The 19,933-nt window shown below is 35.0% G+C and carries 19 protein-coding genes; 16 read left to right on the top strand and 3 right to left on the bottom strand.

Features of this window, described 5'->3' with window-relative positions; all coding sequences use genetic code 11:
* The first annotated feature begins 75 nt into the window (after window positions 1-75).
* From ACRYLU_RS10100 to ACRYLU_RS10080, 5 genes are all read left to right on the top strand, one after another.
* Window positions 76-1,557 carry a UDP-glucose--hexose-1-phosphate uridylyltransferase gene (locus ACRYLU_RS10100; protein WP_445080951.1) on the top strand — a complete coding sequence of 494 codons (1,482 nt, stop codon included), beginning with the start codon at window positions 76-78 and terminating at the stop codon, window positions 1,555-1,557.
* Window positions 1,558-1,597: 40 nt separating this feature from the next.
* Window positions 1,598-2,221, top strand: a complete 624-nt coding sequence (locus tag ACRYLU_RS10095; protein WP_260310593.1) for a sugar O-acetyltransferase — start codon at window positions 1,598-1,600, stop codon at window positions 2,219-2,221.
* Between the two features lie 5 nt (window positions 2,222-2,226).
* A complete protein-coding gene (locus tag ACRYLU_RS10090) occupies window positions 2,227-5,223 on the top strand; it encodes a beta-galactosidase (RefSeq protein ID WP_445080950.1) in 2,997 nt (998 codons plus the stop codon).
* Window positions 5,224-5,274: 51 nt separating this feature from the next.
* Window positions 5,275-6,255, top strand: coding sequence for a UDP-glucose 4-epimerase GalE (galE, locus tag ACRYLU_RS10085; protein ID WP_017865083.1), 981 nt, complete (start codon window positions 5,275-5,277; stop codon window positions 6,253-6,255).
* Window positions 6,256-6,362: 107 nt separating this feature from the next.
* Window positions 6,363-7,298, top strand: coding sequence for an alpha/beta hydrolase (locus tag ACRYLU_RS10080; protein WP_038602135.1), 936 nt, complete (start codon window positions 6,363-6,365; stop codon window positions 7,296-7,298).
* A gap of 12 nt (window positions 7,299-7,310) precedes the next feature.
* On the opposite strand, the gene ACRYLU_RS10075 is transcribed toward ACRYLU_RS10080, so the two are convergent.
* Complete coding sequence (locus ACRYLU_RS10075) at window positions 7,311-7,688, bottom strand: MerR family transcriptional regulator (RefSeq protein WP_256293988.1); 378 nt, start codon at window positions 7,686-7,688, stop codon at window positions 7,311-7,313.
* A gap of 76 nt (window positions 7,689-7,764) precedes the next feature.
* On the opposite strand from ACRYLU_RS10075, the gene ACRYLU_RS10070 reads away from it, so the two are divergent.
* Window positions 7,765-8,133 (top strand): carboxymuconolactone decarboxylase family protein, encoded by a 369-nt coding sequence (locus ACRYLU_RS10070; RefSeq protein WP_038602126.1) that lies wholly within the window; start codon window positions 7,765-7,767, stop codon window positions 8,131-8,133.
* A 43-nt stretch (window positions 8,134-8,176) separates the two neighbouring features.
* Here ACRYLU_RS10070 and recF read toward each other — a convergent pair whose 3' ends face one another.
* Together recF and yaaA are read right to left on the bottom strand one after the other, a co-directional pair.
* The gene (gene recF, locus ACRYLU_RS10065) at window positions 8,177-9,253 is read right to left on the bottom strand and encodes a DNA replication/repair protein RecF (RefSeq protein ID WP_445080949.1); all 1,077 of its coding nucleotides are present in this window, start codon (window positions 9,251-9,253) and stop codon (window positions 8,177-8,179) included.
* Window positions 9,253-9,615 carry a S4 domain-containing protein YaaA gene (gene yaaA / locus ACRYLU_RS10060; protein WP_012898492.1) on the bottom strand — a complete coding sequence of 121 codons (363 nt, stop codon included), beginning with the start codon at window positions 9,613-9,615 and terminating at the stop codon, window positions 9,253-9,255. The genes recF and yaaA overlap by 1 nt, the downstream gene beginning before the upstream one ends.
* A 197-nt stretch (window positions 9,616-9,812) precedes the next feature.
* Between yaaA and yfmF the strand changes: the two genes are divergently transcribed.
* The 10 genes from yfmF to ACRYLU_RS10010 all read left to right on the top strand — a co-directional run bounded on the left by yfmF (window position 9,813) and on the right by ACRYLU_RS10010 (window position 19,854).
* Window positions 9,813-11,099, top strand: coding sequence for an EF-P 5-aminopentanol modification-associated protein YfmF (yfmF, locus tag ACRYLU_RS10055; RefSeq protein WP_445080948.1), 1,287 nt, complete (start codon window positions 9,813-9,815; stop codon window positions 11,097-11,099).
* Window positions 11,089-12,372 carry an EF-P 5-aminopentanol modification-associated protein YfmH gene (gene yfmH, locus ACRYLU_RS10050; protein WP_029344435.1) on the top strand — a complete coding sequence of 428 codons (1,284 nt, stop codon included), beginning with the start codon at window positions 11,089-11,091 and terminating at the stop codon, window positions 12,370-12,372. The genes yfmF and yfmH overlap by 11 nt, the downstream gene beginning before the upstream one ends.
* A gap of 264 nt (window positions 12,373-12,636) precedes the next feature.
* Complete coding sequence (locus ACRYLU_RS10045) at window positions 12,637-13,533, top strand: helix-turn-helix domain-containing protein (protein WP_038602123.1); 897 nt, start codon at window positions 12,637-12,639, stop codon at window positions 13,531-13,533.
* A 40-nt stretch (window positions 13,534-13,573) separates the two neighbouring features.
* Window positions 13,574-14,146, top strand: coding sequence for a CDP-diacylglycerol--glycerol-3-phosphate 3-phosphatidyltransferase (pgsA, locus tag ACRYLU_RS10040; RefSeq protein ID WP_004254763.1), 573 nt, complete (start codon window positions 13,574-13,576; stop codon window positions 14,144-14,146).
* Window positions 14,147-14,528: 382 nt separating this feature from the next.
* A complete protein-coding gene (locus ACRYLU_RS10035; RefSeq protein WP_445080947.1) occupies window positions 14,529-14,675 on the top strand; it encodes a hypothetical protein in 147 nt (48 codons plus the stop codon).
* A 6-nt stretch (window positions 14,676-14,681) separates the two neighbouring features.
* The gene (locus tag ACRYLU_RS10030; protein WP_445081384.1) at window positions 14,682-15,113 is read left to right on the top strand and encodes an Rgg family transcriptional regulator; all 432 of its coding nucleotides are present in this window, start codon (window positions 14,682-14,684) and stop codon (window positions 15,111-15,113) included.
* A gap of 312 nt (window positions 15,114-15,425) precedes the next feature.
* Entirely contained in the window at window positions 15,426-16,718 is a 1,293-nt protein-coding gene (gene hisS / locus ACRYLU_RS10025; RefSeq protein ID WP_445080946.1) for a histidine--tRNA ligase, read from the top strand.
* A 24-nt stretch (window positions 16,719-16,742) separates the two neighbouring features.
* Window positions 16,743-17,111, top strand: a complete 369-nt coding sequence (locus tag ACRYLU_RS10020) for an HIT family protein (protein WP_104143330.1) — start codon at window positions 16,743-16,745, stop codon at window positions 17,109-17,111.
* Between the two features lie 60 nt (window positions 17,112-17,171).
* On the top strand, window positions 17,172-18,944 hold the full coding sequence (gene aspS / locus ACRYLU_RS10015) for an aspartate--tRNA ligase (RefSeq protein ID WP_038602111.1): 1,773 nt from the start codon (window positions 17,172-17,174) through the stop codon (window positions 18,942-18,944).
* Entirely contained in the window at window positions 18,925-19,854 is a 930-nt protein-coding gene (locus ACRYLU_RS10010) for a YitT family protein (RefSeq protein WP_445080945.1), read from the top strand. The genes aspS and ACRYLU_RS10010 overlap by 20 nt, the downstream gene beginning before the upstream one ends.
* Window positions 19,855-19,933: the final 79 nt, after the last annotated feature.

Below are 19,933 nucleotides of genomic sequence, written 5' to 3'. Positions count from 1 at the left end.
TTGTATTCATTTCCAAAACTCACTAATCAAGACAAAGCAAGAACTTTACTTACAGAAGGAAATTAGAAAGTATTTATGTTAATTTATCAATCAATTCAAGATTTTATTAGTCTTGCTTTACAAAATGGAACGATTGAGCCACTTGATGAGCTCTATCACAGAAATCAACTTCTTCATTTTCTTGGTCTAAATGATTGGGCAGAAGTCGATAAAGAAGCTCACGAGAAAGATTCCTTGATTTTAATGGACCAACTTTTAGCGATTGCAAATGAAAATAATGTGATTGAAAAAGGACAAGATGAATTTTATGAAGCCGCTCTGATGAATTTTATTACACCACGCCCAAGTAAAATCAATCATGATTTCTGGGAAAAATATAAGACATCTCCAGATGCAGCAACTCAATATTTTTATGAACTGGCACAGCAAGTGAACCAAGTAAAAACTCGAGATATTGCACGTAATATTGCCTTTAGTCATTTGACAAAATATGGAAAACTTGAAATAACGATTAATCTCTCAAAACCAGAAAAAGACCCCAAAGCCATTGCGGCAGCTAAATTAGTAAAGGCTTCCTCTTATCCAGCTTGTCAACTTTGTTTGGAAAATGAAGGGTTTTATGGCATAGGAAATAAACCTGCTCGTTCTAATCATCGAATCATTCAAGTTTCAATTAACGGCGAAGACTGGGGCTTCCAATATTCTCCTTATGCCTATTTTAATGAACACTCGATTTTATTAAATGCTAAACATCAACCAATGGAAATTAATAAACGTGCTTTTGATAATTTATTGGGATTTTTAGATCAATTTCCTGATTATATGATTGGTTCTAATGCAGATTTACCAATTGTTGGAGGATCAATTTTGACTCATGACCATTATCAAGCTGGCCGCTATGAATTTCCGATGGCAAAAGCTGAACTTCGAGAAGAAATTAAACTTCAACATTTTCCAGAAGTTTCTTGTGGAATCGTGAATTGGCCAATGTCTGTTCTAAGGTTATCAAGTGAAAACCAAGTAGAACTTTCAAATGCTGCAGATGAACTTTTAAAAAAATGGCAAGTTTATAGTGATGAAAGTCTTCAAATCAAAGCTAAAAGTGCTGATGGAAGGCTTCATCATACCATTACTCCGATTGCTCGAATTCGAGAGGGGAAATATGAATTAGATTTAGTTTTACGAGATAATAATATAAGTGAAATTTATCCAGATGGAATTTTTCATCCACATCCAGCTCTACACCATATCAAAAAAGAAAATATTGGTTTGATTGAAGTGATGGGACTTGCAATTTTACCAGCCAGATTAAAGACAGAACTTATGGAAGTTGAAAAATATCTCTTGAATCAAGAAAATGAGATGTCAGAAATTCACAAACCATGGGCTGAAGAATTGAAAAAAACAGAATATTTTTCAAAAGAAACAGTGCATGAAACAGTTCAGGGAGCAGTTGGAGAAGTATTTGAACAGGTATTGAAAGATGCCGGAGTATTCAAAGATAATGAGGTAGGACAAAAAGGTTTTTATGAATTTATAAATTTCGTAAATAATTAATTTTCATAAATCAAGAGAGTTTTAAAAAGGAGTTGATGAAATGCTTAAATTAGAAAACTACAAACGAGTTCACACGGGAGAACTCTACTTTCCTAACGATCAAAAATTATGGAAAGAGCAACAAGAAGCTTTAGTTTTACTGGAAAAGTATAATCAAACTTCAGTGACTAAGCCAGAGCAACAAATGGTACTTCTCAAAGAAATGTTTTCAGAAATTGGAGAAAATTGTTTTATTCAACCCCCTTTCTATGCTAATTTTGGTGGAAAAAATGTCCATTTTGGGACAGGGATTTACGCTAATTTTAATCTAACATTAGTTGATGATACAGATATTTTTGTAGGAAATCATGTCATGTTTGGACCAAATGTTACGATTGACACGGCGACACATCCTGTCTCGCCTGACTTACGTAAACGAGGGGCTCAATATAATAAAAAAGTTTATATTGAAGAAAATGTTTGGCTAGGTGCTGGAGTAATTGTTTTACCTGGTGTTAGAATTGGAAAAAATAGTGTGATTGGCGCAGGGAGTCTTGTAACTAAAGACATTCCAGATAATGTGGTTGCTTTTGGAACTCCTTGTAGGGTTAAAAGAAAAATCAATGATTCTGACTTTAAAACTTATGATCATGGAAAAAAGATTGATTTAGATGATTTCATCTGAAAGGAATGGCTATGATGACAATGATTGATGTGCTAGAACGTAAAGATTGGGAAAATCCAGGGGTTTCAAATTGGAATAGGTTGCCAATGCATACACCTATGGATTTTTTAGAAAAGCAATCACTGAATGGTCTTTGGAATTTTGATCATTTTTCTAGAATTTCAGACGTACCTAAAAATTGGTTAGAACTGACGGAGAGTCAAGCGGAAATTGTCGTCCCTAGTAATTGGCAGATAGAATTTAAGGATAAAAACGATGTTCCAATTTATACAAATGTGACTTATCCTATTCCAATTCAGCCTCCTTATGTGCCAGAGGCTAACCCAGTTGGAGCTTATAGTCGCTATTTTGATATCACAAAAGAATGGCTAGAGAACGGTCATGTTCACCTTACTTTTGAAGGGGTTGGATCAGCTTTTCATTTTTGGTTGAATGGGGAATACGGAGGTTATTCAGAAGATAGCCGCTTGCCTGCTGAATTCGATATCACCAATCTTGCCAAAGAAGGTGAAAATTGTTTAAAAGTTCTAGTTTTTCGTTGGTCAAAAGGCACCTATTTTGAAGATCAAGATATGTGGCGAATGTCAGGGATTTTTCGTTCGGTGAACTTACAGTGGCTTCCAGAAAATTATTTGTTAGACTTTTCTATAAAAACAGATTTAGATGAAGACTTAGATTTTGCAAATGTAAAACTTCAAGCATATGCTAAAAAAATGGATGATGCTTGTTTAGAATTTAAGCTTTATGATGACGAACAATTAATTGGAGAATGTCATGGTTTTGATGCAGAAATCGGAGTAGTCAATCCAAAATTATGGTCAGATGAAATTCCCTATCTTTATCGTTTAGAATTAACTTTAATGGACCGGAGTGGGGCGGTATTTCACAAAGAAACAAAGAAAATTGGTATTCGAAAAATTGCTATTGAAAAAGGACAGCTAAAAATAAACGGAAAGTCACTTCTTGTTCGTGGAGTGAATAAGCACGAATTTACTCCTGAGCATGGTTATGTCGTTTCTGAAGAAGTGATGATTAAAGACATCAAATTGATGAAAGAACATAATTTTAATGCGGTCCGTTGCTCTCATTATCCTAATGATTCACGCTGGTATGAATTGTGTGATGAATATGGATTGTATGTTATGGATGAAGCAAATATCGAAACGCATGGAATGACTCCGATGAATCGTTTGACAAATGATCCGACTTATTTACCATTAATGAGTGAACGTGTTACACGAATGGTTATGCGTGACCGTAATCATCCATCAATTATTATTTGGTCTCTTGGTAATGAGTCAGGTTATGGAAGTAATCATCAAGCTTTATATGATTGGTGTAAATCATTTGATTCTAGCCGCCCTGTTCATTATGAGGGGGGAGATGACGCAAGTAGAGGAGCAACAGATGCCACTGATATCATTTGTCCAATGTATGCTAGAGTAGATAGTCCAAGTACTAATGCGCCTTATTCATTAAAAACCTGGATGGGGGTAGCTGGAGAGAATAGACCACTAATTCTTTGTGAATATGCTCATGATATGGGGAATTCATTAGGAGGATTTGGGAAGTACTGGCAAGCTTTTCGAGAAATTGACCGATTGCAAGGTGGATTCATCTGGGATTGGGTGGATCAAGGTTTATTAAAAGATGGAAATTATGCTTATGGAGGTGACTTTGGGGATAAGCCAAATGATCGTCAGTTTAGCCTTAATGGTCTTGTTTTTCCAAATCGTCAAGCAAAACCAGCTCTTCGTGAAGCAAAATATTGGCAACAATATTATCAGTTTGAACTGGAGAAAAATCCACTAGGTCATGTTTTAGCCTTTACAGTTACAAATGAGTATCTATTTCGAAGTACTGACAATGAAAAATTATGTTACCAACTGACCAATGGCTTAGAAGTATTATGGGAAAATGAGCTTATATTGAATATGCCTGCTGGAGGGGCTATGAGAATAGACCTGTCTAAGTTGCCTATTGATGGAACAGATGATTTATTTTTGAACATTCAAGTTAAAACAATTGAGAAATGTAATCTTCTTGAGTCTGATTTTGAAGTTGCTCATCAACAATTTGTTCTACAAGAAAAAATTAATTTTACTGACAGAATAGATAGTAGTGAAGAGATTACACTTTTGGAGGATGAAGAGCTACTGACCGTACGATCCGCAAAACAGAAATTTATTTTTAATAAAAGCAATGGTAATCTCTCGCGCTGGCTTGATGAGAAAGGCAATGAAAAGTTACTGCATGAGCTCTCAGAACAATTTACAAGGGCTCCATTAGATAATGATATTGGTGTTAGTGAAGTTGAACATATTGATCCTAATGCTTGGTTAGAACGTTGGAAGGCTGTTGGCTTTTATGAGTTAAAAACGCTTTTGAAAAATATGATAATACAAGCAACAGAGAATGAAGTAATTATTTCTGTCCAAACAGACTATGAAGCAAAAGGAAAAATTGCATTTTCAACCATTCGAGAATATCATATTTTTAGAAACGGTGAACTTCTTTTAAAAGTTGATTTTAAAAGAAATATAGAATTTCCAGAACCAGCTCGAATTGGCTTGAGTCTTCAACTAGCTGAAAAAGCAGAAAATGTTACATATTTTGGACTTGGCCCAGATGAAAATTATCCTGACCGAAGAGGGGCAAGTTTATTTGGCCAGTGGAATTTAAGGATTACTGATATGACAACCCCTTATATTTTTCCTAGTGAAAATGGGTTGAGGATGGAAACCAGAGAGTTAAATTATGGTCGTTTAAAAGTTCGGGCAATGGGCCAATCTTTTGCTTTTAATCTAAGTCCGTATAGTCAAAACCAGCTTGCTAAAAGGGGACATTGGCATCTACTTGAAGAGGAAGCAGGAACATGGTTAAATATTGACGGATTCCATATGGGTGTAGGTGGAGATGACTCATGGAGTCCAAGTGTCGCTCAGGAATATTTATTGACAAAGGGGAATTATCATTATGAAATTAGTTTTAAATTAACGTGATGATACAAATTTTCAAGAATTTGATATAATATATAGAAAATGGAGGTTCTTATGACGGTTTTAGTTCTTGGTGGAGCAGGATATGTGGGAAGCCATGCGGTAGATATGCTTCTTAAACGTGGTTACGATGTGGCAGTGGTGGATAATTTAGTGACAGGCCACCGTGAATCTGTTCCAGCAAATGTACGCTTTTACGAGGGAGATGTGCGTGATCATGCTTTCTTAGCTAGTGTTTTTGAAAAAGAAAATATTGAAGGAATCATGCATTTTTGTGCTTACTCTTTAGTGGGTGAGTCAATGCAAAAACCTTTAATGTATTTTAATAATAATGTCGGTGGTGCTCAAGTAATTCTAGAAACGATGGAAGAATTCGGAGTAAAACATATTGTTTTCTCAAGTACAGCAGCTACATTTGGAATTCCAGAAAAAAGTCCAATTTCAGAAAAAACACCTCAAAAACCAATTAACCCTTATGGTGAAAGCAAATTAATCATGGAAAAAATGATGAAATGGCAATCGCAAGCAACTGATATGACTTATGTTGCTTTGCGTTATTTCAATGTTGCTGGGGCTAAAGATGATGGTTCAATTGGTGAAGCTCATAAAAATGAAACACATTTGATTCCAATTATTTTGCAAACTGCACTTGGTCAAAGAGAGTTCATTACTATTTATGGTGATGACTATCACACGCCTGATGGAACTTGTATTCGTGATTATATTGATATGGAAGATTTGATTGAAGCACACATCAAAGCACTAGAATATCTTAAAGCGGGCGGTCAGTCTGACCAATTTAATCTCGGTTCAAGTAAGGGTTATTCAAATCTTGAAGTGCTTGAAACCGCACGAAAAGTAACAGGTAAAGAAATTCCAAGCCAAATGGGTGAACGTCGTGCGGGAGACCCAGATGAACTCGTAGCAGATTCAACAAAAGCTGGTGAAATTTTGGGTTGGAAAGCACAAAATGATTTAGAGCACATTATTACGAACGCTTGGAAATGGCACCAAAGTCATCCGAAAGGTTATTGATAAATTATAAAAAGCTCAGTTATCTGTGCTTTTTTTATAATTTTGTCGTGAAAATGTAAAGCAATTCAAAGTAATTATTAATAAAAAAATTTGATATAATGAAGTGGATGAAAAAAAGACAGGCCAGAAAAAATAAAAATAAATTTAAAATCGTTATCTTTACTTTAGTAGGTATAATCTTCCTGTTAGGAATAGGCATTTTCATATTACATATTAATGGAACAACTACTGATAGTAAAAGTAAAAATACAAAAACAAGTTTAGCAACAATTAGTAAAAAATCGTCTTCAGGAAAGCCTATGATTTATCCAACGATATATATCACAGGCTCATCAGGGGGACTTGCCCCTCCAGACACAATAGTAAAAAAACTTTTACCTATAAAAAACTTTCCTGCCAATAAATCTTTAGGAATTATCTCAAATATAACTAAGAATTATGATTTAACAATTAGTGGAGAAATTTCCAAGGATAATCAGTATCCATTAATCGAGTTTGGAACTGGTAAAGGAACGGGCTCAGGTCAGCTCTACTCCAAAGGTTTACAAAAAATGATGACTTATTTAAGTGAGCGCTATGATATTCCTTGGATTAATATGGTAGGCTATTCTTCTGGTGGGACTGGAGCTATTTACTATATGATTGATACTGTTGATAACCCAAATTTTCCACCAGTAAATAAATTTGTATCTTTAGATGGCGAATATAACGAAGGAACCAAATTACAATATGGTGAGACTCTGCCTAATGTTTTAGAAAATGGTCCTTGGGTTAAAACCGAAATGTATCAATATATTGAAGATAATTATGATAAAGTGTCTTCAAAAACCGAAATGATGTTTCTTGAAGGAGATTTTGATACTAAAAATCAAACAGATAGTGCAATTCCCTGGGCAGACAGTTTTTCAGTCTATCATCTTTTTAAAAATAATGGGAATGAAATAACTGCAACCTTATATCCGACAAAAACTAGTCATGCACATGCAACCGAAAACGAAATAGCTATTAAATATATCAAAAACTTTATTTATAATACACCATAAAAAAACTCGGAATTAAGATTCCGAGTTTTTTTGAAGACTTTCATAGTAATGATGTTTTTTTTGTAAAATAAAATCTAAGTGACCTTCCAAATCAGTAATTTGTTGGCGTAAAATTCGCTCTTGTTCAACTAAAAGTGAAATACGTTGAATAATTGTTGAATCGCCTTGTTCTCTTAAGCGAGAATAATCTTGGATTTTTGCAAGAGGCATTCCTGTTGCTTTAGCTCTTTTGATAAAGTAAATCCATTCAAGGTCAGCTTCTGTAAACTCTCGATAATTACTAGAGTTTCGAGCAGGCTTTATCAAATTAAGTTCTTCATAATAACGAAGAGTAGCGATTGGAAGTTCTGTCAGTAAAGCTATTTCTGAAATTTTATAAGTTTTAGTCATTTTTTCTCTTTTTTGCTTGCCCTCAAGTTAACTTGAGGGTTTATAATGATTTTATCATAGAAAGCTGGTAAATAAAATGAATAAAAAAGAAATTGGTTTAAAAAATTTAGCGAAAATTGACGGAGCAGCTGCTGAGGTTGTTTTTGATTCACTCAAAGATCTTGCACCAGACTTGAATGATATGATGCTAGAATTCGCTTTTGGAACGATTTATGAGCGAGGAGTTCTCAATTTTAAACAGCGTGAAATGATTACTATCACCAGTTTGTTGACTCAAGGAGGCTGTGAAAATCAATTGCGCGTGCATATTCAAGCTTCGTTAAATGTTGGACTAACGCAAGAAGAAATTATTGAAACTTTTATTCACTGTGTTCCTTATGTCGGTTTTCCAAGAGTTTTAAATGCTATCTTTGTTGCTAAGGAAATTTTTACTGACGGAAAGTAAAAAAGTTACTGACAAAAATACTAAGATTTCTGTCAGTAACTTTTTATTGCTCCTGTTCAATGGTTCCAGCATTAACATGGAAAATACTCAGATTCTCAGGCAAATTTTTGAGATGATCAAGAGTAGTTGTAGTTATAAACGTTTGTGTTTTACCCAAACTTGTTTCAATCAAATCAAGTTGACGATGATTGTCTAATTCACTCATGACATCATCTAAAAGTAAAATCGGATACTCACCAGTCTCTTCAAAAATTAAATCAATTTCTGCTAATTTAATTGAGAGAGCAACGGTTCGTTGTTGTCCTTGACTACCAAAATCAGCAACATTAATCTCATTGATAAAAAATTGTAAATCGTCACGATGAGGGCCAACCGATGTTTGATGCCTAAAAATATCATGGTCTTGTCGGCTCAATAATTCTTTTGAAAAGTCAGTTTTCACATTTTGATTATAAATGATTTTTAAATTTTCTTTACCATGAGTAAGTTGCTCATGGATCTTTTTTGCATGAACTTCAAGTTTGTCAATAAAATTTTGCCGCTCAAGCATGATTTTATTACCATGTTCAGCTAATTGTCCGTCAAGAACACTTAAAAAATTTTTATCAATTTTGTCTTTATCAAATTTTAAATAAGCATTCCGTTCTTTTAACGCACGATTATATCGCATGGAATCATAAAGGTAAACCGCATGGATTTGTCCCAGTTCAATATCCATAAATTTTCTGCGGGTAGCAGGAGAACCTTTGACCAATTCCAAATTTTCAGGTGCAAACATCAAGATTTTTAGTTGACCAATGTAGTCGGCTAAGCGATTTTCTTTGAGATGATTGGCTTTAGCAATTCTCCCTTTGGGACTTAATTGAACTTCAAGTGGAACAGTTGCATGAGCTTTTTCAACGACTCCTGAGACTTTCATTTCTTGTTGCGACCAAGAAATGAGCTCTTTATCGTGACTTGTTCTGTGACTACGAGTGAGTGCTAAAAAATGAACCGCCTCAAGAATATTTGTTTTCCCTTGAGCGTTTTGTCCTAAAAAAATATTGAGATTAGGATGAAAATCAAGTTTTAATTCCTCATAATTACGAAAATTTTTGAGTTCAATTGCTTTGAGTTTCATTATTTTCTACCAGGAAAACGTGGCGGAGCTTTTTTAGCTGGTTTTGTCGTCTTGTTTTCCGCGTTCATTTTTTTCACAATAGCTTTAACACGCGCTTCTTCAGCTTTTTCAGCTTCGTGTTCTTTAATCGCATCGGCGTCAGCTTGCTCAAAAGTAACTTTTAAATCAAAAGTTGGAAATTCTAATAAATCTCCGTCACGGAGTTTTTTGCCACGACGATTTTCAGCTTCGCCATTATAGAAAATATTTCCTTCGTTTTCAGCAAGGAAAATTTTTGCTTGACCTCCTGTTGAAATTAATCCAAGTTCTTTCAAAACTTGTCCGAGTGTGATATATTCTTCAAATAAAATGTATTTTTTCATAGTTTTATTTTAACATAAATCTGAAATTTAGTTCATTGGAAATTTAGAAATTTATTGAATAAAATAAGGAAGCTTTAAGATAAAAATTATTCGTCATTTTCGTTAGGAAATCTCACAAAATTCCTTCAGTTTTTGGTATAATAAAGGTTGCCTTAATAACTAGAAAAAGCTTGATAAAATAGGAAAGTGATAGTCAATTGACAGAAATTAAAATGGCAGATGGAGTGATGCTTCATCTCATTAAAGAAAGCAAATTTAAAACAGTAAGACTAATGGTTCGTTTTCGTGAAGAAATGTCAGCTGACACCCTTGGAAAACGTATCCTTATTTCTAATATGCTCGAAAGCACTAATGCGGTTTATCAAACCGGAAAAGATTTTAGTCGCAAATTATCTGAAATGTATGGCGCTTCGTTTACGACAGGAGTGGCTAAAAAAGGGAAACAACATTTACTTTCTCTTAATATGAGTATCGTAAATCCTAAACTTGTTGATTTTGATACTTTGGGAGCAGCAGTCGATTTCTTGAAAATTGCAATTTTTCAACCCGATGCTGCTAATGGTCAATTCAATCCCGAAATTTTCAAAAGAGAGCAAAGAAATTTATTGCATTATTTGGCCTCAATGAATGATGACCGTTCTTATTATGCCAGTCGTCAGTTGGCTAATTTATTCTTTGAAGATGAAAATCAAGCACTACCAAGTGTTGGAACGAGTGAATTGATTGCCAAAGAAAATCCAAAAGCCGTTTTTGAATATTATCAAAAAATGCTGACAGACAATGCCATTGATATCCTTGTCTTAGGTGATGTAGATGAAAAACGAATGATTGAACGATTCTCTGACTTCAATTTTACTGACAGAGCTGTCAGTAAAGAAATTTTTTATCAACAATCACTGACAGAAAGCTCAGTAGTGACAGATGAAAAAGAGGTGGCTCAATCTATTTTGCAATTCGCTTATCAAATGCCAATTGCTTATGGAGACAAAAACTACCTTGCTTTGCAAGTGATGAATGGACTTTTGGGAGGGTTTGCTCATTCAAAACTTTTTACCAATGTTCGGGAAAAAGCAAGTTTAGCCTATTCAATTTCTTCAACTTTTGATTCTTTCACAGGTTTTCTAAAAATTGCAGCTGGAATTGACGTTGAAAATTATGAAGAAGCCAAAAGTTTAATCTTTGAACAATTAGAAGCCATAAAATCAGGAGATTTTACAGAATTAGAAGTTGAGCAAACCAAAACAATGTTACGAAATGCTTATTTTGTGGGGCAGGATTCGCCGTCAAACACGATTGAGCTAGAGTATGTAAAAGCACTTATTCCATATAAATTTTTACCCATGTCTGAATTTTTAAAGGCCCTCGAATCTGTTTCAAAAGCCGATTTGATTAACGTTGCAAAATCATTAAATCTGCAGGCAGAATACTTTATGAAAGGATTTACTGTGAATCAGGAAAAAATGGAGGTCAGCCTTGAAAAGTAAGTTTTATGAGAAAATAGGTGAGAGATTATTTACAGATATTTTGCCTAATGGCTTGACAGTTTATTATCTTCCAAAAGCAGATTACAATCGAACTTACGGCTTGTTCACTACAAATTTTGGTTCACTTGATACAAGTTTTGTCCCATTGGGAGAAAGTGAATTTCAGACTTTTCCAGAAGGAATCGCCCATTTCTTAGAGCATAAACTTTTTGAAAAAGAAGAGGGTGATGTCATGTATAAGTTTGGAGCTTTGGGAGCTCAAACTAATGCTTTTACAAGTTTTTCAAGGACTTCATACCTTTTTTCTACTCGTGAAAATTCTTATGAATGTACAGAACTTTTACTTGATTTTGTCCAAAAACCTTATTTTACAAAAGAAAATGTTGAAAAGGAACAAGGAATTATTCAACAAGAAATCCAAATGTATCAAGATGACAGCGATTGGCGTCTTTTTGCAGGGCTTTTGGAAAAAATGTATCCTGATTCTCCTTTAGCAGCTGATATTGCTGGGACACCGGCAACAATTAATGCCATTACGGCAGATGATTTGTATAAAAATTATGAAGTTTTTTATCATCCTAAAAATATGAATTTGTTCTTAACAGGTCCTTTTGATATTGAGATGATGTCAGACTTTGTAAGAAGTAATCAAGCTAAAAAAGACTTTGCTGATTTAGCAGAAATTCAAAGAAAAGAAATTAAAGCGAGCGAGCCAATTTCGGGAGAGAGTTTGGAACTTGAAGTCGCCATGCCAAAATTTGCTTTGGGTCTGCGCGGTGAAGACCAACTTTCAAGTGACTCAAAGACCCTATTTAAATATAAATTAGCCAATCAACTTTTTCTTGATTTGCTTTTTGGTAGAACCAGTCAGCGCTATGAAGAGCTTTATAATTCAGGCCTAATCGACGATTCCTTTGGCTTCTCCTTTGATTTGGACAAGAGATTTCATTTTGCAGTATTGACTGCTGACACAGAAAATCCGCAAATTTTAGGTCAAACTTTGCAAGAAGCCATAAAAAGTTATAAAATAGATAGAGATTTTAGTGAGGAACATCTCGACTTACTCAAAAGAGAAATGTTGGGAGATTATTTTAGTTCATTAAATTCGCTTGAATATATTGCGAATCAATTTTCATCAGAAATTTATGGTGACTTAACTTTCTTTGATTTCCCTGAAATTTTGAAAGAATTAAGTCTGTCAGAAATTGAAAAATTTGCTGACCAATTTATTTCTGAGATGAAAAAAGTAGAATTTACAATTTTACCTAAATAAATCCCTCTGTCAGTAAGACAGAAAAGCTAAAAATCTACTGATAGAAATTTAAGCATATCCGTAAGGGACTAAAGTCCCAACGGCTATCCTTTGACAGAAATTCAAGCCTATTAAAATCTTTCTGTCAGTAAAATAAAAGTCGCTCAAAGTTTCAGTGAAACTTTGTCAGCGCAATCTCTAAGGCGAGATAGTAAAAATCTCCAAAATAAACAAAGAACAGTGATAATTAACAATCGATGTGCAGTACAAAAATGAAGGGAGGATATGTTGACAATCAAAACAATCGGACAAGTCTTAAAAGAAAAGCGGACATCGCTTGGACTTGATCTTTCTGAAGCAGAACAATTAACTCAAGTACAAAAATTATATATCGTAGCACTGGAGACAGATGACTATAAAGCCCTACCGGGTGACTTTTACATTAAAGCTTACCTCAAACAATATGCAGAAAAATTGGGGTTGAATGCAGATAGAATTATTCAAGCCTATGATGAAGGCAAAGGAATCACAGTTGAGGATAAAGAGGACATCCTAGAAAATTATCATTTTGTGAAACCGAGTGAGCGAGTAGAACCTGAGGAAGAAGTGCCAAAAACATGGCGTCATTATGTACCAATTATTTCTTTATCAGCAGCGGCATTATTAATTGTAGTAGGTGTTTTTGCAGCGGTAATTATGAATAAACCAGAAACACCAGATTTAATAACCAATGATTATTCTTATTCAAAGAGTGAAGTTAGTACTTCTAAGTCTTCTACAAGCTCTACAAAACCATCAGGAAGTAGTACACAAGCAAGTAGTAGTGCACCTGAACCAACAATTGCTATCTCAGGCTCAAGTTCGGCAATGATTGCCACAATTTCTAATATTTCTGACCCGATAAAAGTTGATTTTTCAGTTGCAGCAGGACGAACAATTTGGGTTGGCATGACGAATTCCAATGTTCCAGCAACTGGTCAAACATTATCTGATGGAGCCAATAGTCTGTCTGCTTTAGTGACAACAGGCGCAGAAAATTCAGTAATTACACTTGGAAGTGTTGAAGGGCTTACCATTACGGTTAATGGGAAAGCTCTTGATTTATCATCACTAACCACAACTGGACCAAATAAAATTACTTTACAAATTAATCGAACGACAAGCAATTCAGCTGCTCAATAAATAAAAGCTGAGGCTTATTTTAAGCTGCAAAAGGAGAACTATGAAAGAGAAAATACCCAATCAATTGACAATGGCAAGGATTTTTATGATTCCAATCTTTGTGATTTTATTTTATTTACCAGAAGGTGCACATTTTAACGGTTTTGTTTCACAAGACCATAGTTCAGTGATGTGGGTTATCGCAGCAATTGTATTTGCCGTAGCCTCATTTACTGACTGGCTTGATGGATACCTCGCCCGTAAATGGCATGTTGTCAGCAATTTTGGTAAATTTGCTGACCCATTGGCCGATAAAATGCTCAATATGGTTGCCTTTGTTGTTCTTGTTGGACTTCATGTTGTTCCAATGTGGGCTGTTGCCATTATCATTTGCCGTGAGCTTGCGGTTACAGGATTGCGCCTCTTACTCGTTGAACAAGGTGGAGTTGTTATGGCGGCTGCAATGCCTGGTAAAATCAAAACTGCCACACAAATGTTGAGCGTTATTTTCCTTTTCATTGGAAATCCCTTGTATATAGGAACAATCCTCTTTTATGTCTGTGTCTTCTTTACCATTTATAGTGGCTATGACTATTTTGCTAAAAATATGCAAGTTTTTAGAAATGCTGATTAATCATTTCCAAATAGAAAATAAAAAAATTCAAGTAGAAATACTTGGATTTTTTTATTTGGAGTGCCAGAAATGGCACGAATAAAAGAAGTCGAAAAATCAGCTGTTATAATGATTTTGAAAATAAAAAAGATAAAACTCGATTGTAAATTTAGCAACAAGTAAACTCCTGCAATAGTAGAGACAAATAGTTTTCAATTTTAAATAAACAACCAAAATGATTATTTGTGTAACCTAAACTAATATTTATTGGATAATCCAATTAGAAAAAGTGAGGAGAAAATTATGAAAAAAGGACTAAAGTTCATTCTTACAATATGAAGCACACAAATATGCGAATAATCAAGAAATAAAAGTTAAGATCCTTGAAGAAAATTTTGAAACTTTGAACTATAACAATGAGTGGCTTGAATTGCATTCGCAAGAAAGATTGACCAGACAATACACTGATTACCGTGTCTTAGAATTAACTGCTAAAGCTTGTCATCAAATATTAAATGATGAAGAAGTAACAGAAATTGGTGATTTTTGATTTGGAATCGAGCTTTGGCTTGAATATAGTTTAGGAATTTTGGCTTTAAATGCTTGGCAACTCCCTTACTCTTTAGTTTATGCAATAATATCAGATATTAATTTACACGAGAAAGAATATAAAGGAAAATTAATTTATCGACGTCGTATTGTACAGACTGCCGGGCGATGTGCTATGACACTCATAAGTAGAGGGGAAAACCAAAAAGCAAGTGACTTATTATCAATGGTTCATCACTATGCAGAAGCACTTGATACACATGTCCAAGGACTTTATCGCTTTGCTTGGGCTTATTTAGATTATAGGAATGGAAAAATAGAAGGTCAAAAAGAAATGCTTAGAGTGATTGCCTTATTTGACTTTTTAGAAGTTCCTATTAGTTGTGATTTTGCTCAAAAATATTATAATCGGCATGTTCTTAATTTAGAAGAAACATAGAAGTTAAAATATTTTCTAAATCCTACAAAAGTTGCTTGCTTTGGCTCACTTTTTGCGTTACAATAATAGAAAAGAGAGTGAGTGTTGGTGAAAGCTCATAGGGTTTGTGACAGTGTTTATCGGTGATAACGTTATAATCAATCTGAGGCTCTGATTTTCTAGGAGCAAATTTAGGTGGTACCGTGCAATGATGCACCCTAGAGCGAGAAGCTTTAGGGTGCTTTCTTATGTAAACGGTATCTTTGGAATGAATGCTCAAACCCAATGAATAATCATAAAGATTTTTACTCCCAGTTAACCGAAAGGAAAAAAATGAAACTTCAAAAACCAAAAGGAACAGCAGATTTACTGCCTGCTGAAACTGCAAAATGGCAGTACATCGAAGAAATTGCTCGTGGCGTTTTCAATGATTATAATTTCAAAGAAATTCGGACACCAATGTTTGAAAGCTATGAACTTTTTAGTCGTGCAACAGGTGAAACAAGTGATATTGTTACCAAAGAAATGTACGATTTTGAGGATAAAGGAGGACGTCATATTGCGCTTCGTCCAGAAGGAACTGCCTCAGCTGTTCGGGCTTATATTGAGAATAAACTCTATGCCCCTGAAGTAGTAAAACCAGTGAAGCTATGGTATGACGCACCAATGTTTCGTTATGAACGTCCACAATCAGGACGTTTACGTCAATTTCATCAATTTGGTGTCGAGTGTTTAGGAGTGAAAAATCCAGCAGTTGATGTAGAAATTATTGCAATGGCTGACACACTTTTCCGCCAGTTAGGAATTACTGGTCTTAAACTAGCTCTAAATACACTTGGAGATATGGAAAGTCGCATGGCTTACCGTCAAGCATTGATTGATTATTTGACTCCTTTTGAAAATCAACTTTCAGAAGATAGCCGTCGTCGTCTCAACGAAAATCCTTTACGCGTTTTGGATAGTAAAGAAGCAGAAGATATCGCAATTGTTAAAAACGCTCCAGCTATTTTAGACTATCTCAATGAAGCTTCAAAGGCTTATTTTGAAGAAGTGAAAGCCTTGCTTGAATCCTTACATATTGAGTACACTATTGACCCAAATATGGTTCGTGGTTTAGATTATTATAATGATACAATTTTTGAATTTATTGTTGATTTTGATGGCAAAGATTTGACCGTATGTGGTGGTGGACGTTATGATGGGTTAGTTGAATATTTCGACGGACCAGCAACTCCTGCCTTTGGATTTGGTTTAGGAATTGAAAGACTTTTGATGATTGCTCAAAAACAAGAAATTAATTTCATTACTGAAGAAACTTTGGATGTTTATATTGCTGTAATGGGCGAAAAAGCAAATCTTGAAGCAACAAAATTAGCTGAAAGCCTACGTGAACAGGCCTTTAAAGTCGAACGTGATTTCTCAAATCGAAAACTTGGAGCACAATTTAAAACGGCTGAAAAATTGGGTGCTGAGTTGATTATTACACTTGGAGAAGATGAGATTCGCACAGGTCAAATCAAAGTGAAACATAATCAAACACGTAAACAAGTAGAAACAACACTTAAAGCTGTTCATGAATCATTTGCACCGATTTTTGAAGAGATTTATGCGGATGAAGAACTTTAAGTGACTTAAAGTAGGGGTGAATTGATGACGGATTGTCCATTTTGTCAGATGAAAGATACAATCTTTGAAAATGAATTGGCACAGGCATTTTATGATGCCTATCCAGTCAGTGAAGGTCATATGTTGATTACGCCTAAAAGACATGCGTCTTCATATTTTGAGATGACCAAAGCTGAAAGAAAAGCAATTGAAGAACTTTTAGACTTATCAAAAGATAATTTAACTGAGAAATTTCATGCCAAGGCCTACAATATTGGCATTAATGTTGGTAAAGCAGCTGGACAAACCGTTTTCCATTGTCATGTTCATCTAATACCGCGGCATCAGGGAGATGTAAAGAATCCAACCGGTGGTGTTCGTGGGGTCATACCTGAAAAACAAAACTATAGATAATAAAAAGAAAGAGGAGTAAAATTTTACTTTGTGTACTAGAAGAGTAAAATTTACATTTATATGAAACGTACAAATTACGCGGGAAATATTACAGAAGAATACTTAAATCAAACGGTTACGGTTAAAGGCTGGGTAGCCAAACGCCGTAATCTTGGTGGATTAATTTTCATTGATTTACGTGACCGAGAAGGGATTGTCCAAATTGTGGTCAATCCTGAAACAGCAGCGGCTGATGTGGCAGAAGCAGCTGATAAAGCACGCAATGAATTTGTTCTTGAAGTGACAGGTAAAGTTGTTGAGCGCGCAAGCAAGAATGATAAAATTAAAACTGGTGGCATTGAAATTGAAGCGACTGCCATTGAAATTTTGTCTACTTCTAAAACAACACCTTTTGAAATTAAAGATGATGTTGAAGTTCTTGATGATACTCGTTTGAAATATCGTTACCTTGATTTACGTCGTCCAGAAATGCTTAAAAATATCACAATGCGTCATGCGACGACTCGTTCAATTCGTGAATATTTGGACGGAGCAGGATTCATTGATGTTGAAACACCATTTTTAAATAAATCAACACCAGAAGGAGCGCGTGATTATCTTGTTCCTTCGCGAGTTAATAAAGGTGAATTTTATGCTCTTCCACAATCACCACAATTAATGAAACAGCTTTTAATGACTGCTGGACTTGATCGTTATTATCAAATTGTTAAATGTTTCCGTGATGAAGATTTACGTGGTGACCGTCAGCCAGAATTCACACAAGTCGATTTAGAAACATCATTTTTGTCAGAAGAAGAAATTCAAGATTTGACAGAAGAGCTAATTGCTAAAGTCATGAAAGATGTGAAAGGAATTGATGTCACTTTACCTTTCCCACGTATGAAATATGATGATGCCATGAACTTTTATGGTTCTGACAAACCTGATACTCGTTTTGAATTGTTACTGACAGACTTGTCAGCACTTGCTAAAACAATTGATTTCAAAGTTTTCCAAGAAGCAGAAGTTGTTAAAGCGATTGTTGTCAAAGATGCTGCTGACAAATATTCTCGTAAGTCAATTGATAAATTGACAGAACAAGCCAAACAAAATGGGGCCAAAGGCCTTGCTTGGGTTAAATTTGAAAAAGGTGAATTTGCTGGTGGCGTTTCTAAATTCTTAGCAGAATCTACTGACAGCTTTGTGAATGAATTGAAATTGACTGACAATGATTTGGTACTCTTCGTTGCTGACAGTCTTGATGTAGCAAATTCAGCTCTTGGTGCGCTTCGTTTAACAATTGGTAAACAACAAGGATTGATTGATTTCCGTCAGTTCAATTTCCTTTGGGTTATTGATTGGCCTATGTTTGAGTGGTCAGATGAAGAAGAACGTTATATGTCTGCTCATCATCCGTTTACTTTACCAACGAAAGAAACGCAAGCCTTTCTATCTGCTGACGGACATAGCAAAGATTCTGATTTGAAAAAAGTTCGTGCATATGCTTATGATATTGTTTTAAATGGTTATGAACTTGGTGGAGGGTCATTAAGAATTAATACCCGTCAACTTCAAGAAGAAATGTTGAGCGCTCTTGGCTTTAAATTAGAAGATGCAAACGAACAATTTGGTTTCTTGCTTGAAGCACTTGATTATGGTTTTCCACCACATGGCGGTTTGGCACTCGGTCTTGACCGTTTCGTAATGTTGCTTGCTGGAAAAGACAATATCCGTGAAGTAATTGCTTTCCCTAAAAATAACAAAGCCTCTGACCCAATGACACAGGCTCCATCCATAGTTGCTGAAAAACAACTGGAAGAATTGAGTATTAAACTTGCAAACAAAGATCAATAAAATTCTCGGCGGCCTTCTAAATAGAATTGGACTTTATCAAGTTTTAAAATCTATTGGCGCTGAAAAAATGGCAAATAAATTTTCGGCAGCAGTTGTTTATGCTGTCTTCTCATCATTCGCATTGAACTTTTTCTATCAGCCAGGACATGTGTATGCTTCTGGTGCGACGGGTGCAGCTCAGGTTGTTACTGAATTAGTAGCCAGAATAAGTGGTCATAATATCTTACCTATTTCTGCTTCTTTGATATTAGTAAATGCGCCACTTTTCATTCTTGCTTGGCGAGGAATAGGCAAACAGTTCACCGTTTATACAGTGATTACAGTTGTTATGAGTTCAGTTTTCATCCATTTTATTCCAGTGACGCCCTTAACTCATGAGCCAGTTATTAATGCTGTCTTTGGTGGGGCAATTATGGGATTTGGTGTTGGGAATGCAATGAAATCTGGGATTTCTTCTGGAGGGACTGATATCGTCAGCCTCTATATGCGTAAGAAAACAGGAAGAAGTGTTGGAACTTTGGCCTTTCTGGTCAATGGTGTGATTATTTTTACAGCCGGAGTTCTTTTTGGCTGGGAATACATGCTCTATAGTTTAATTGCTATTTTCGTTAATTCTCGTGTACAAGATGCAATCTTTACAAGACAAAAACGTCTTCAAGTAATGATTGTAACTAAAAATCCAGAATTACTGACAAAGAAATTAGTGAATCGTTTTAAACATGGAGTAACCATTTTACATGACGCGGAAGGTGGCTACACACATACCAGTCAGACCGTCCTCATGACTGTCATTACAATGTATGAATATCAGGAATTCAAGGATATTATTCAAAAATATGACGAACATGCTTTTGTATCAATATCGGAGAATGTTCGAGTGCTTGGAAAATTTGCAGAAGTAGAAGATTAACTGCTTAGGTTTTACATTGAAAAAAGAAAGATAAAAGGGAGAAAGCCAAAAGGAGGACTTTCTCCCCTTATTATCTGAA

This window comes from Lactococcus sp. KTH0-1S (genome assembly GCF_052544945.1).
Note: the sequence above shows the minus strand (reverse complement) of the source record. Positions and strands in the feature narration are given on the sequence as shown.

Coding starts and splice junctions, on each gene's coding strand:
- ACRYLU_RS10100 (WP_445080951.1), top strand. CDS start 76: ATGTTAATTTATCAATCAATTCAAGATTTTATTAGTCTTGCTTTACAA.
- ACRYLU_RS10095 (WP_260310593.1), top strand. CDS start 1,598: ATGCTTAAATTAGAAAACTACAAACGAGTTCACACGGGAGAACTCTAC.
- ACRYLU_RS10090 (WP_445080950.1), top strand. CDS start 2,227: ATGGCTATGATGACAATGATTGATGTGCTAGAACGTAAAGATTGGGAA.
- galE (WP_017865083.1), top strand. CDS start 5,275: ATGACGGTTTTAGTTCTTGGTGGAGCAGGATATGTGGGAAGCCATGCG.
- ACRYLU_RS10080 (WP_038602135.1), top strand. CDS start 6,363: ATGAAAAAAAGACAGGCCAGAAAAAATAAAAATAAATTTAAAATCGTT.
- ACRYLU_RS10075 (WP_256293988.1), bottom strand. CDS start 7,688: ATGACTAAAACTTATAAAATTTCAGAAATAGCTTTACTGACAGAACTT.
- ACRYLU_RS10070 (WP_038602126.1), top strand. CDS start 7,765: ATGAATAAAAAAGAAATTGGTTTAAAAAATTTAGCGAAAATTGACGGA.
- recF (WP_445080949.1), bottom strand. CDS start 9,253: ATGAAACTCAAAGCAATTGAACTCAAAAATTTTCGTAATTATGAGGAA.
- yaaA (WP_012898492.1), bottom strand. CDS start 9,615: ATGAAAAAATACATTTTATTTGAAGAATATATCACACTCGGACAAGTT.
- ACRYLU_RS10045 (WP_038602123.1), top strand. CDS start 12,637: ATGTTGACAATCAAAACAATCGGACAAGTCTTAAAAGAAAAGCGGACA.
- pgsA (WP_004254763.1), top strand. CDS start 13,574: ATGAAAGAGAAAATACCCAATCAATTGACAATGGCAAGGATTTTTATG.
- hisS (WP_445080946.1), top strand. CDS start 15,426: ATGAAACTTCAAAAACCAAAAGGAACAGCAGATTTACTGCCTGCTGAA.
- ACRYLU_RS10020 (WP_104143330.1), top strand. CDS start 16,743: ATGACGGATTGTCCATTTTGTCAGATGAAAGATACAATCTTTGAAAAT.
- aspS (WP_038602111.1), top strand. CDS start 17,172: ATGAAACGTACAAATTACGCGGGAAATATTACAGAAGAATACTTAAAT.